This window comes from uncultured Pseudosulfitobacter sp. (genome assembly GCF_963976325.1).
GTDB lineage: Bacteria > Pseudomonadota > Alphaproteobacteria > Rhodobacterales > Rhodobacteraceae > Pseudosulfitobacter.
This window is the reverse complement of sequence record NZ_CAXBJW010000004.1, coordinates 84665-98047: the sequence shown is the minus strand read 5'-3', so window position 1 is coordinate 98047 and position 13383 is coordinate 84665. Positions and strand designations below refer to the sequence as shown.

Annotated in this window: 13 protein-coding genes and 1 pseudogene; all 14 read right to left on the bottom strand. The window is 63.0% G+C overall.

All coding sequences use genetic code 11. The features are described 5' to 3' along the window. Positions 1–28 precede the first annotated feature (28 nt). The 14 genes and pseudogenes from AAC077_RS13580 to ruvB all read right to left on the bottom strand — a co-directional run bounded on the left by AAC077_RS13580 (position 29) and on the right by ruvB (position 13383). On the bottom strand, positions 29–1705 hold the full coding sequence (locus AAC077_RS13580; RefSeq protein WP_339770464.1) for a formate--tetrahydrofolate ligase: 1677 nt from the start codon (positions 1703–1705) through the stop codon (positions 29–31). A 148-nt stretch (positions 1706–1853) separates the two neighbouring features. Further along, positions 1854–2465 (bottom strand): MOSC domain-containing protein, encoded by a 612-nt coding sequence (locus AAC077_RS13575; protein WP_339770462.1) that lies wholly within the window; start codon positions 2463–2465, stop codon positions 1854–1856. An 85-nt stretch (positions 2466–2550) separates the two neighbouring features. After that, positions 2551–2709: pseudogene (locus AAC077_RS13570) on the bottom strand (type I methionyl aminopeptidase); the annotation flags it as partial. A gap of 126 nt (positions 2710–2835) precedes the next feature. After that, positions 2836–4755, bottom strand: coding sequence for an ATP-dependent zinc metalloprotease FtsH (ftsH, locus tag AAC077_RS13565; RefSeq protein ID WP_339770460.1), 1920 nt, complete (start codon positions 4753–4755; stop codon positions 2836–2838). 98 nt (positions 4756–4853) lie between these two features. Beyond that, positions 4854–6110 carry a tRNA lysidine(34) synthetase TilS gene (gene tilS, locus AAC077_RS13560; RefSeq protein ID WP_339770458.1) on the bottom strand — a complete coding sequence of 419 codons (1257 nt, stop codon included), beginning with the start codon at positions 6108–6110 and terminating at the stop codon, positions 4854–4856. A 2-nt stretch (positions 6111–6112) separates the two neighbouring features. Beyond that, positions 6113–6943: a tol-pal system protein YbgF gene (gene ybgF, locus AAC077_RS13555; RefSeq protein ID WP_339770456.1), complete on the bottom strand. Its 831-nt coding sequence runs from the start codon at positions 6941–6943 to the stop codon at positions 6113–6115. Between the two features lie 4 nt (positions 6944–6947). Continuing rightward, entirely contained in the window at positions 6948–7466 is a 519-nt protein-coding gene (pal, locus tag AAC077_RS13550) for a peptidoglycan-associated lipoprotein Pal (protein ID WP_339770454.1), read from the bottom strand. Positions 7467–7548: 82 nt separating this feature from the next. Beyond that, positions 7549–8871: a Tol-Pal system beta propeller repeat protein TolB gene (gene tolB / locus AAC077_RS13545; protein WP_339770452.1), complete on the bottom strand. Its 1323-nt coding sequence runs from the start codon at positions 8869–8871 to the stop codon at positions 7549–7551. Then, a complete protein-coding gene (locus AAC077_RS13540) occupies positions 8868–10010 on the bottom strand; it encodes an energy transducer TonB (RefSeq protein ID WP_339770450.1) in 1143 nt (380 codons plus the stop codon). Before AAC077_RS13540 ends, tolB begins: the two co-directional genes overlap by 4 nt. A gap of 6 nt (positions 10011–10016) precedes the next feature. Continuing rightward, entirely contained in the window at positions 10017–10496 is a 480-nt protein-coding gene (gene tolR / locus AAC077_RS13535) for a protein TolR (protein WP_339770449.1), read from the bottom strand. Positions 10497–10499: 3 nt separating this feature from the next. Further along, positions 10500–11195 (bottom strand): protein TolQ, encoded by a 696-nt coding sequence (tolQ, locus tag AAC077_RS13530; RefSeq protein ID WP_339770447.1) that lies wholly within the window; start codon positions 11193–11195, stop codon positions 10500–10502. Between the two features lie 99 nt (positions 11196–11294). Further along, positions 11295–11684 (bottom strand): YbgC/FadM family acyl-CoA thioesterase, encoded by a 390-nt coding sequence (locus tag AAC077_RS13525; RefSeq protein ID WP_339770445.1) that lies wholly within the window; start codon positions 11682–11684, stop codon positions 11295–11297. Continuing rightward, positions 11674–12303, bottom strand: a complete 630-nt coding sequence (locus AAC077_RS13520) for a hypothetical protein (RefSeq protein WP_339770443.1) — start codon at positions 12301–12303, stop codon at positions 11674–11676. Before AAC077_RS13520 ends, AAC077_RS13525 begins: the two co-directional genes overlap by 11 nt. A gap of 57 nt (positions 12304–12360) precedes the next feature. Beyond that, a complete protein-coding gene (gene ruvB, locus AAC077_RS13515; protein WP_339770441.1) occupies positions 12361–13383 on the bottom strand; it encodes a Holliday junction branch migration DNA helicase RuvB in 1023 nt (340 codons plus the stop codon).

The following is a 13383-nucleotide window of genomic DNA, read 5'->3' as shown; positions in this document are numbered from 1 at the left end:
TCCCCCGGGCGCTCCGGCCCGCTTTGGTTTAGAACAGCCCTTCGATCTGGCCATCCGCGTTCAGCATGATCGTTTCCGCCGATGGTTTGCGCGGCAGGCCCGGCATGGTCATAATCTCTCCGCAGACGGCCACCACGAAACCGGCCCCCGCGCTCAGCCGCACCTCGCGCACCGGCACCGTGTGCCCTGTGGGCGCACCGCGCCGGGTCGGGTCGGTCGAAAACGAATATTGCGTCTTTGCCATGCAGACCGGCAGCGCGCTATATCCCTGATCCTCCCAGTCCTTCAACTGCTTCAAAATCTTGTCGTCCATTACCGCCGCATCGGCGCGATAGATCTTTTTGCAGATGGTTTGAATCTTTTCCGCCAGCGGCATGTCGTCGGGATAGATCGGGGCAAAGTTTGCGGTGTTCGCCTCTGCAATCTCGGCCACGCGGGTGGCCAATGCCTCGGCCCCTTCGCCGCCCAGCTCCCAATGCCGCGACAGGATCGCTTCGGCCCCCATGCTGGCCACGAAATCCTGGATCGCCTGCACTTCGGCATCCGTGTCGGTGACGAAATGGTTGATCGCCACGACCACCGGCACGCCAAAGGATTTCAGATTCTCGATATGACGCCCCAAGTTGGGGCACCCGTTCTGCACCGCCTCGACATTTTCGGCCCCCAGATCGGCCTTGGCCACGCCGCCGTTCATCTTCATCGCCCGCACCGTGGCCACACAAACCACCACCGACGGGGCCAGTCCCGCCTTGCGGCACTTGATGTTCATGAACTTTTCGGCCCCAAGATCGGCGCCAAAGCCGGCCTCGGTCACCACGAAATCTGCCAGTTTCAGCGCCGTTTTGGTGGCGATGACCGAATTGCAGCCGTGTGCGATGTTGGCAAACGGGCCGCCGTGCACAAAGGCGGGGTTGTTTTCCAGCGTCTGCACCAGGTTGGGCTGCATCGCATCCTTCAGCAGCACGGTCATCGCGCCATCGGCCTTCAGGTCACGCGCGAACACCGGCGTGCGGTCGCGGCGATAGGCGACGATCATGTCACCCAGTCGCTTTTGCAGGTCATTCAGATCATCAGCCAAACACAGGATCGCCATCACTTCAGACGCGACAGTGATGTCATACCCCCCCTCGCGTGGGAACCCGTTGGCGACACCGCCAAGGCTGACGTTGATCTGGCGCAGCGCGCGGTCGTTCATATCCACCACCCGCCGCCACACCACGCGGCGCACGTCGATGTCCAGCTCGTTGCCCCAATAGATGTGGTTGTCGATCATCGCGGACAGCAGCGAATGGGCGCTGGTGATGGCGTGAAAATCGCCGGTGAAATGCAGGTTCATTTCTTCCATCGGCACGATCTGCGCATAGCCACCGCCTGCGGCCCCGCCCTTCATGCCAAAGTTAGGCCCAAGCGACGCTTCGCGGATGCAGATAGCGGCGTTCTTGCCAATGCGGTTCAGCCCGTCGCCCAGCCCCACCGTGGTCGTCGTCTTGCCCTCGCCCGCCGGCGTGGGGTTGATCGCGGTCACAAGGATCAGCTTGCCGTTGGTCCGATCCTGCACGCTGTTGATAAAGCTCTGGCTGACCTTTGCCTTATCATGGCCATAGGGCAGCAAATCGTCCGACGGAATCCCCAGCTTGCCGCCGATCTCTTGGATCTTCAGCTTGTTCGCTTCGCGTGCGATCTGGATGTCCGTTTTGTAAGCCATCAACTCTCCTTACCGGCACTCCCGTTTCCGTTGGGTGTGCCCTTATGCATACAGGCCGGTCCAGCCCAAATGGCAGGGCATTTCCGACATATTGCGCTTCTGGACCGTCCAGAACGCATCAATCGTTTCGTTTCGGAAACCGCGAAGCCTAGCGGCGGGCTTCCGACAGGTGGTGCCACACGCGTTGGTCGGGGATGTGCAGCACCAGCGTGTCACCGACAGCAAAGTGCCCTGCCCGCTCGACCCATGCCGTTACCCCGCGCCGGTTGCGCGCCGCAGTCTTGAAAGTTTTGCCAAGCCCCGGCATTTCGCTTTCAATCTCGCGCCCCGGCAGAACACAGGGGCGGTTCTCCATGTCCACGACCAACGTCGCGCCGCTGGGCCCCTGCAAGCGCGAAGACGGGGGGATGTGGGTGAAATCGGGAATGCCCTCGACAATCATCGACGCGCCCAGCAACGCAGGGTCCAGCGCATCGACACCCATCTTTTCCGCAATCTCGGCCAGCTCTTCGGCGGACAGGATCGTCACCTGTCGCGCATTGCCAATCTCGGTGCCCTTGGGATGCTGTGACGTCACGCGGCTGCACGACGGGCGCGAAAAGCCGCTGTGCACCTCGCCCTCGAACCCTTGCAACGTGGCCGCGACACTTTCCAGCGGCTCGGACCGCAAGGCCCCCGCGACGCTGCTGTCGTCAGGATTGGTGTTACGGCCCAGCCATGTAATGCGGGCAGTGAAAGATGTAGGTTTAAGCGCGGGCATAGGCGGCAACCTTTCGCTAGGGGCACAGGGTTCGGGCGCAATCTGGCCCCATGACAGGCAAATGAAAAGCCCCGCAAGGCGCTATTTATGCACTGGGCAACGTTACGATGATCGCACCACGACCTGTTGCAACGACTGTATGCTCGTACTGCACCTCGGGTGCGGGCGGTTCACTATAAAGCGTCCAGCCATCGTCGCCGTCATCCGCCCACTGCCCGCCCAGCGACAAGAACGGCTCGACCGTCCAACTCGTCCTGCCTTGTAATGGTCATCTGTGGCCTTTCCCGTTCCCAACCTTCGACACGTCGCGCGGCCCTTAAAGCAAAAAGGCCCCGCATCCGCGAGGCCCTTTGCATCTTTCCCACCAACCTCAGGTCGGTTCAGGTTCCATCCCGCCCTCGGACGACGGCGGCTTTTTCTTCGCCTTGGCCTTGGGAATGGCGGTCAGGCTGGGCTTGTCTTCGCTGGCAGCCGTGCCATCGTCGTCGCCGTCACCCGCCTGCGGCGGTTCGCCGTTCATCACGCGCTTGATCTCGTCGCCGGTCAGCGTTTCGTATTCCAGCAAGCCTTGGGCCAGACGTTCGAATTCGACGTTCTTTTCCTTGATGATCTTGGCCGCCCAGTCATAGCCGTCCTGAATGAACATGCGCACTTCCTGTTCGACGGTTTCCTTGGTGTTGGCCGAAACCGAGAAGCCTGCGGTCGCACCTTGGTAACCCTGGGCCGCTTCGGAATAGTCGATGTTGCCGACCTTGTCCGACATGCCCCATTGCAGCACCATCGCACGGGCCAGCGCGCTGGCCTGCTGGATGTCACCCGCGGGGCCGTTGGACACCGAATCTTCGCCGTATTTGATGATCTCGGCCGCCTTGCCCGCCATGGTCATGGCCAGACGCTGTTTGCACTCGTCCTTGAACATGTTCAGACGGTCCATTTCCGGCAGGCTCATCACCATGCCCAAGGCACCACCGCGCGGAATGATCGTCGCCTTGTAGACCGGATCGCACTTGGGCAGGGTCATCCCCACCAGCGCGTGACCGGCCTCGTGATAGGCGGTCATTTCCTTTTGCTCGGGCGTCATCACCATGCTGCGCCGCTCGGGGCCCATCATGACCTTGTCCTTGGCGGATTCGAAATCAATCATCGTCACGAAACGACGGCCCACACGGGCAGCCATCAGCGCCGCCTCGTTCACAAGGTTCGCCAGATCAGCACCCGAAAAACCGGGCGTGCCGCGTGCAATAATGCGCAGATCGACATCGGGGCCCAGCGGGGTCTTGCGCGCGTGCACGCTCAGGATCTTTTCGCGGCCCTTGATGTCGGGGTTCGGCACGGTCACCTGACGGTCAAAACGACCGGGGCGCAACAGCGCAGGGTCCAGAACATCACGACGGTTGGTCGCGGCCAGAATGATCACGCCTTCGTTCGCCTCGAAGCCGTCCATTTCCACCAGCAACTGGTTCAATGTCTGTTCACGCTCGTCGTTGCCACCGCCATAACCGGCACCCCGGTGACGGCCCACGGCGTCAATCTCGTCGATGAACACGATGCAGGGCGCGTTTTTCTTGGCTTGCTCGAACATATCGCGCACACGCGATGCACCCACACCCACGAACATTTCAACAAAGTCAGAGCCCGAGATGGTAAAGAACGGCACACCCGCCTCGCCCGCAATCGCGCGCGCCAGCAGCGTTTTACCGGTGCCCGGAGGGCCCACCAACAACGCCCCTTTGGGAATCTTGCCGCCCAGACGCGAAAACTTCTGCGGGTTGCGCAGGAATTCAACGATCTCTTCCAGCTCTTCCTTGGCCTCGTCGATACCGGCCACGTCGTCAAAGGTCACGCGACCCGACTTTTCCGTCAGCATCTTGGCCTTGGACTTGCCAAAGCCCATGGCGCCACCTTTGCCGCCACCCTGCATCCGGTTCATGAAATAGATCCAGACACCGATCAGCAGCAGGAACGGCAGCAGCGACATCAAAAAGGTCTGGAACCCTGATTGTTGCTGTTGCTCGGCCTTGACCGGCACATTGTTGGAAATCAGCAGGTTCGTGACCTCGGCATCCGTCGGCTTGATGGTCACATAGTCGGTCTCGCCTTCGCGAAAGCGCACTTGCTCTCCGTCCAGTGTCACGCTGGTGACCTTGCCGGATTCAACCGACTGGACGAACTCGGAATAGCTGATTTCACGGCTTTGCAGTGTGCTGCCAGTGCCGCTGAACAGATTGAACAGCGCAACGATCAATACAAGCAGTACGACCCAGAACGCGATATTGCGTGCATTACCCAAGGATACTCTCCCAAAAATTCTCGGGACCGAACGGCAATACGCCACGGTCACCCGCATAAGATAGACATGCTGTCCGTCAGTTCAATGCGATAACAGCATCATTGACGGGATAGAAGTGCGGCAAAAAAGGTTTCTTGCCCGCCGGTGATCTCGGCGGACCACCCTGCGGCGGCGTCAAAAACCGGTGCAGCGACCAGTTGCGCGCCGTCCCAGACCGCAGGCAAGGACAACATCGCGCCACGCGGCAAGCCCAGATCGCGCCAGTCGGGGCGTTGCGACAAACCGTCCTCGCCCAACGCGCCGATGCGCCAGCCCGGGTTGTTTTCAGGGCCATCCACCCGCCAGCGGTTGTCCCAAACCCCGTCCAGTTTGCTGGTACTGTCGCGCACCGCGTTCAGCTCGCGGTAAATCCACATGACCGGCCCGGCAAAGCTGATCTGGCAACCGTCCAGCGTGGTGGTGCGCCCGTCGTTCACCGCCGCCTGCACCCCCGCGATGCCCGCACGCCGTGGCGGATAACCGCCGCCGTTGATCCACATCACCGCCTGCACCAGCAACCGCCGCGAGATTTCGGTCGGCAGATCGCGAAACTTCTGCACATCCACCCGTACCGCGCCGCATTGCACCTGCGCCACATCGCGCGCCGCCTGAAAAGCCTGCCAATTCAACGCCTCGCGTGACTGGCGCATGTTCCGCGCCACCCCCGCCAGCGTCTTGGCCGTCAGCCCCAGCGGCTCTAGCTGTGTCAACGCCTGCCGCATCGCCACGCGGGCAAAGCTGGTGTCGTCGTTGCTGGGATCATCCGCCCAGGCAATGCCATGACGGCCCAGATAGGCGCGCAACTCGGCGCGGGTGATGTCCAGCAAGGGACGCACATAGGTCACACCGTCCCGAACCCGTCGGGGGGCCATGGCAGACAATCCGTCCACCCCCGCCCCGCGCGCCAGACGCATCATCAGCGTCTCAGCCTGATCGTCAGCGGTGTGGCCCAGCAGAACCGTGGCCAGCCCCACACTGTCGGCCCATTGATTGATCAGATGATACCGTGCCGCCCGTGCGGCACCTTGCAGGTTGCCCGCGCCGTCCCAGCCACTCCAGGTTTCAACCTGATGCGGCAGCCCCCGCGCCGCGCAAAATGCAGCAACAAGGGCCAGCTCTTCGCGCACGCCCGACCTCAACCCGTGATCCACGCTGATCACATGCACCTGAACGCCCTGCGCCCGCGCAAAATCGTCCGCCAGCGCCAACAGCGCCATCGAATCGCCGCCGCCAGACACGGCGACGCCCAGTTTTTCAGGAGGGTCAGGCAACAAGTGCGCCGCGATGGCTGCACTTAATGCGGCGTCATCATCCATGATCAGCCGCAGGCCAACGTGCTCATTTCGCTTTGCGCCCGTGCCGCAGCCTCTGTTCCGCCAAAGCGCACAGGCACCTCGCCCAGGGTCACGCAGGCTTCGCCGGTCTTGCCCAGACGCCCCAACGACACGCCCAGCAACAACAGCGCGTCAGGCGCGGTGGGCCCCGCCTGATCCGCCGAGAATGACGCCAGATAGGCCCGCGCAGCCTCGCGCGTATCGCCAAGCGCTTCCAGCGCCTTGCCCCGGCCCAGATCGGCAGCCGCGGCTAGCGGACCACCGGGGTAGTTCTGATTAAAGGTCGCAAACTGGTCAGCGGCGCCGCGAAAGTCACTTGCAGCGAGCGCCTCCGACGCCCGCGTAAAGTCGGCCTGTTCCTGCGTTGCCAGTTGTGCCTCGTTCGTGGCGGGCGGAGTTACCGGACCGGGCAACGGTGTCGCTCCGCCAGTGTCACCACCCAACGTGGGCGTATCGCCAAGCGCACCCAGATCGCCGCCTTCCAGCTCGACCAGCCGGAATTCAAGATCGCCGATCCGGTTGGTGCCATCCTCGACCACGCGGCCAATGCGGAATTCAAGCTGTTCGGTCTTGGCGGTGACCCGTTGCAGTTCGGACTCGATGGCGTTCAGCCGGTCCAGCGAACCGCCCGCCCCAACATCCACCGAAGCCGACCCTGTTGTCGAAAGCTCGCGGCGCAGCTTCTGGATTTCCACGTTGAGAATGGTCAGCTCCTGCCGGATGTCAGCCAAGGTGCTGCCATCCGCCGATTGAGCGAAACCCGAGGCCGGTGCCCAAAGCGCCACGACCGTTGCCAGAATTGCGATACGCCGCATCACTTTACCCCGTCAATCCACCGGCCAGCACTGTCACAGCGCGGCGGTTCTTTGCATAACATGCTTCGTTGCTGCACACTTCGATGGGCCGTTCCTTGCCATAGCTGATGGTGCGCAAACGCGACGACGGCACGCCCTGGCTGACCAGATAGGCCCGCGCGGCATCAGCGCGACGTGCGCCCAGTGCAAGGTTGTATTCCCGTGTGCCCTGCTCGTCGGCGTGACCTTCGATGATGGCCGTGTAGTCACCGTTCTGGCTCAGCCATGCGGCTTGCCCGTCCAGCGTGGCGCGGCCTTCGGCGGTCAGGGTCGACTGGTCAACCAGGAACAACACACGGTCACCGACCGATTGCTGGAAATACGCGACCGAGGTCGGGTCACTTGCGCTGCCGGGGACCATGCCGCCGTTCATACCGGTGCCGTTCATGCCATTCGCGCCATCTGCGCCAAAGCGGTCGGGGTTTGTACAGGCCGCCAATGCCAGCACGCCTGCCAGCAATACGAATTTCGTCGAGAGTTTCATGCTTAAAGCCTTTTGAATTGAGTTCGTAATCACGCGTTCGGGTTAGTCTAGCACGCTTGCCCGCAAAGGGGAATCGTGCGGCTTAATTCTGCAACGGTCCCCAGCTTGGGTCCGATCCGCCTTCGGGGGTTTGCACAGGGCGCAGGTTGCGGCCCGAGATGTCCACCGAATACAGCGTCGAACGCCCTGAATCCCCTTGGGTTTCGCGGGTGAACATGATGACGCGGCCATTGGGCGCCCAGGTCGGACCTTCGTCCAGGAACGACGCGGTCAGCAGACGTTCCTCGCTGCCATCCAGCCGCATCACGCCGATGTGAAAACGGCCCTTGGACTGTTTGGTAAACGCCACCAGATCGCCGCGCGGCGACCACACCGGCGTGCCATAACGCCCCTCGCCAAAGGAAATCCGCGTCGGTTCCCCGCCACTGGCGGACATCACGTACAGCTGCGGCGCGCCAGAGCGGTCGCTTTCAAATACGATCTGGCTGCCATCGGGCGAATAGCTGGGCGCTGTTTCAATCGACGGGGCCGACGTCAGGCGCGTGGTCTGGCCCGAGTTGATGTCCAGCGTGTAAATATCGGTGTTGGCGCCTTGGCTTAGCGAATATACCACCGTCTGCCCGTTGGGGTGGAACCGTGGCGCAAAGCTCATGGTGCCTTCCTGGCTTTCCAGAACGCGGCGCTGCACGCTGCCCACGTCCAGCACAAAGATACGCGGAAATCCGGTTTCATAGCTGGTGTAGAGCACCCGGTCGCCCGATTTCGAGAACCGCGGCGCCAGCACGATGCTTTCGCTGCCGGTCAGGTACTGCACGTTCGCGCCGTCATAATCCATCACCGCCAGACGTTTCTGACGATCCGCCTTGCCGCCGGTTTCCGACACGAACACCACGCGGCTGTCGAAGTAACCGCTTTCGCCGGTGATCCGGCTGTAAACCGCATCGGCCACCTTGTGCCCCATCCGGCGCCATCCCGACGCGGTGCCCGCAAATTGCAACCCACTGCCCAGCTCGGCCCCCGAGAACACGTCATACAGGCGGAATTTCACGGTCAACTGATCGCCCGACACGGCCACCGCACCGGTGATCAGCGCCTGCGCATTCACGGCCTTCCAGTCGGCATATTGGATCGCGGCGTTGAAATCGCTGACCCCGCTGATGAACGCGCTGGCGGGCACTTCGCGGAACAGGCCGGTGCCGGTCAGATCGGCCGCCACCAGTTGCGCCAATTGCTGCCCCATCTGCGCGCTTTCGCCGTTTTCGGCCACAAAGGCGGGTACGGCAAAGGGCAAGGGTTCGATCACACCTTCGGTGATCTCGATACGCAGCGGGCCCTGCTGGGCCTGCGCGGTGGGGGCGGTCCAGGCCAGAACGGCCATCATGCAAACGAGAATTCGCCAGATCATTTGATGCGCATCCTTTCGGGATTGAACGTCATTTCTATCTCTTGCCACTGCCCGTATTTTTCGGACGGCAGGTTGTATCCTTTGGCCCCGCAGCGAATGATCGCCCGGCGGGCCGCTTCAAACGCCTGATCGGCCGCCGCCCCGGACCCGCCCGAACTGCTGGCCATCCGGATGGACGACGTCACAGGCCGCGCGTCGGGCGTCATCGACACTGTCACCACCACTGTGGTGCGCAATGCCTCGGACGACAAGGAACCCACGTTCCAGCAGCTTGAAACCGCCACCCGCAAGGCATCCTTTTCACCCGCCGACAGCGGCGGCCCGGTGGGGGCCGTTGGTTCGGATGTGGTGCCACCCAGCGCTTCGGCAAGGGCTGCGTCCACCGCATCCTTGGTGCTGCTGCTGGTGGCAGGCGGTGTTTCAGGCTTCGGATCGGGCTTGGTTTCCGGTTTCGCCTCGGGCTTCGGCTCGGCGGCGGCGGTGCGCACCGGGGGTGCAGGCCGCGAAGGCGGGCGCGGTGACGCATTGGGCGCGGCACTGGGCTTTTCGGCCTCGGTCACGATCTCGGTCGCGGCCTCTTCGGGCGCGGTCGCGGTTTGCGGCTCTTGCACGGTCTCGCCGGTCTCAGCCTGCTCGACCGCTTCCTGTTCGACCGGATCGGGCTTGGCTTCGGGCGGTGGCGGTGCCACGGCCTCGGGGGCCACGCGCTCGACAGGGCGCGGCACGGGGCGTGTGCTGACCTCGGGCACGACAACGGCCACGTCCGCAGGCGGATCGGGCTGCACGGGTGCGCTGTCTTCAACCTCGGCCACGGGCGGCACAGGCTGCGGTGGTTCGGGCGCGGTTTCCGGCTCGGGCGCTTCCGCCGTTTCGGGTGCGGGCGGCGGCGTCACTTCGGTTTCGGCAGGCGGCGGGGTTGCGACCGTATCCTCGGCCGCAGGCGGCTGCGGCTGCGCCACCTCGGTCTCCGAAGCAGGCGGGCGCTGTGCCGCGACAATCGCTTCGTAAGCCTCGGTCGAGATGACCGAAACATCCATGGTTTCCAATGGCAAAGGGTCGGTCTGGAACGCGCCGCCAAACAGCAACCAGCCGATCAGGCCGATATGGCCCGCACCCGATATGACATGCCCTGCGTCCACTGTGGCTTACCCGCCCGATGTGTCCGTGCCGTCCAACGCAGGACCGCCGGTGTCCGTCACCAGACCAATGTTGGAAAATCCGCCCGCGTTCAGCGCGCCCATGATCTGCATCACGTCGCTGTAGGGCACGGCCCCGTCCGCCCGCAGGAACACACGGTCGCTTTCCCGCTCGGACGAAATCGCCCGCAGCTTGGCGATCAACTGATCGCGCGGTGTCTCTGTCGTCTGAATCTGCACCGATCCCGTCGAGGTGATCGTCACCGTCAACGGCTCTTCCTGATCCGCCGACAGGGCACCCGCCGCCGTTTTGGGCAGCTCGACCGGCACGCCCACCGTCAACAACGGGGCAGCCACCATGAAGATAATCAAAAGCACCAACATCACGTCCACAAAGGGCGTGACGTTGATCTCGGCCATGGGACGCGCGCGGCTGCGCTTGCGTCGCCGCCCGCCGCCCCCGTCCTTTTGCATCACACCAGCGCCCATCGCTCAGCTGTCCAACTGGCGCGACAGGATGGTGGCGAATTCGTCCGAAAACGCCTCGTACCCCGAAATGATGCGGTCACTGTCCGACGACAGCTTGTTGTAATAGATCACCGCCGGGATCGCGGCCAGCAGCCCCAGGCCCGTGGCCAGCAGCGCCTCGGCAATGCCGGGGGCCACAACCGCAAGGCTGGTGTTTTGCTGCTCTGCAATCTCGATAAAGGCGTTCATGATCCCCATGACCGTCCCGAACAGACCGATAAAAGGCGCCGTCGACCCGATTGTCGCCAGAATAGGCAGACCTTTTTGCAGCTCTTCCGCTTCCTTGTTGATCGCCACGTCCATACTGCGGTCGATCCGCGCGGTGGCCCCGGCAATCAGCCCGCCATCATCGCGGTGCGAACGCCGCCATTCGGTCATACCGGCGGCAAATATCTTCTCGGCACTGCCCCGCGGCTCGGGTCCGATTTCGTCGAACAATTCGTCCAGCGGCTCGCCCGACCAGAACCGTTCGTCGAAACGCGCAGCCTCGGCGCGCGCCGCGCGATAGCTGATCAGTTTGCGCACGATAATCGCCCACGACCAAAAGGACGCGACGATCAACATGATCATGACGAGTTTAACTAAGATTGTGGCGCGTGCGAAAAGGCCCCACAGAGAGAAATCTATCCCCTGCGCCAAAGCCAGCGTGTCTGCTTCCATCTGCCTGCTCTTTGTCTACGGCTGTTATGTCCAGCCTTCCTTGGGAGGAATCTAGCGGAAGACCAAGGGGAAAGCTATCACAATGGCGGCAATTGGCCCTCAATCGCCACGTAATGCGCGTATTTTCGCTGGAAGCCGCGTCGGCCGGCCTTCGGTTGACATGCAGGCGGCAGTGACCTTGGCGCGAAAGATGGCTTTGCCGCCCAAACGCACCTCTTGGTCGAACACCCAGCGCACCGCGCCCACGGGTTGGTGAGTGGTCACAACGGTCAAACGGTCGCCCAGACGGGCCGATCCGACATAATCCGCCTCAACCCGCGTCACCGCGAAAACGATTCCCTCGGCGCGCATCGCCCGCTGGTCCACACCCAGATCTTCCACGATTTCCGACCGCGCGCGTTCGATGAACCGCAGGTAATTGGCGTAATAGACGATCCCCGCCATGTCGGTGTCTTCGTAATAAACTGTAACAGGAAACTCATGCGCCATCCGAAACCTCCAACCGCGCAGCCAGCCGCAGCGCATGTGTCTTGTCCGTTGCCGCCACCGGCATCACCGGATCATAGGCCGCGCGGATCACATCGGCGATCTCGGGGCGCAACACAGTGGTCTGCCCAGCCACGGCCAGCGGTGATTGCGTGGCAAAGGCAAGGGTAGACCACAACAGGATCGACTGCGCCGCCTGCCCCAACACCAGCGTGTCCGCAGGCAGATCCGCCAGCGCGCCGTCCATCTTCAAGAACACGAAACAGGCCTTGATCCCGCCGTGTTCGTCAAACCGGAACGCACGATACTGGTTCGCATCCGATGCCTTCAGCCGCGCCACCAACGGTTCCAGATCGGGCACCATACGCTCCAACCCCGGCACACCCGGCAATTCGTCCCAGTCGCGAAAGAAAAACCACATGAAATTGCTGCCCAGCTCGGGGTCCATATCCGTGGTCTCGTGGCCCGCCAGCGCGCAGACCGCCTCGATCGCGCCCTTGATCAACCCCAGCGTCTCGTCCTGCACGCCAAAGGCAATCGGCGCAATCGGCCGCCCCCAGCGCGCAAAGGCATAGGTTCCGTCGGCACGCGTGAACAAGGCTTCGATCTGGTCAGCAGTCATGGTTTCTTTTGGCCTTAAATATCCTCGCCGAAGGCATAAAAGGTATGGCGCGCAGCCTCAACCAAACAAATCATCCGGCCCGCGCGGCGCGTCCAGCCCCAGATGCGCCCAGGCCTTCGCCGCCAGCATTCGCCCGCGCGGGGTACGCTGGATCAGCCCCTGTTGCAGCATGAACGGCTCGATCACGTCTTCAAGTGAATCGCGGCTTTCGCTTAGCGCAGCACTCAGCGTTTCGATCCCCACTGGACCGCCACCGTAGTTTTCCGCAATCAGCCGCAAATACCGCCGGTCAGCCCCGTCCAGCCCCAGATGGTCCACTCCCAGCCGCGTCAGCGCGCTGTCGGCCAGCTCCTTGGTGACCCGCCCGTCGCCTTCGACCACGGCAAAGTCGACGACCCGCCGCAACAGCCGCCCCGCAATGCGCGGGGTGCCCCGTGCGCGCCGCGCAATCTCGCGCGCGCCGCCCTCGTCGGCAGGCGCGCCCAGCTTGCGGGCGTTGCCGGTGACGATCTGGAAAAGCTCGTCCTCGGTGTAGAAATTCAGCCGTGTGGGAATACCGAACCGGTCGCGCAGCGGTGTGGTCAACAGCCCCATCCGCGTGGTGGCCCCGACCAGCGTAAAGGGCTGCAACTCGATCCGCACCGTGCGTGCGGCCGGCCCCTCGCCGATCACCAGATCCAGCTCGAAATCTTCCAGCGCAGGGTAAAGCACCTCTTCGACGACCGGATTCAGGCGGTGAATCTCGTCGATGAACAGCACATCGCGCGCTTCCAGATTGGTCAGGATCGCCGCCAGATCCCCCGCCTTGGCCAGCACGGGGCCCGAGGTCATGCGAAAGTTCACGCCCAACTCGCGCGACATGATCTGCGCCAGCGTCGTCTTGCCCAGTCCGGGGGGCCCGTGAAACAACGTGTGGTCCATCGCCTCGCCACGCTGACGGGCGGACTGGATGAACACCCGCAGGTTCGCCCGTGCCTCGGCCTGCCCCACGAAATCGTCCAGCATCTGCGGGCGCAATGCGCGGTCAAAGCCGTCCTCGGCCAGTGGTTCGGGCCGCACGGTGGGGTCAATGTCGCTCAT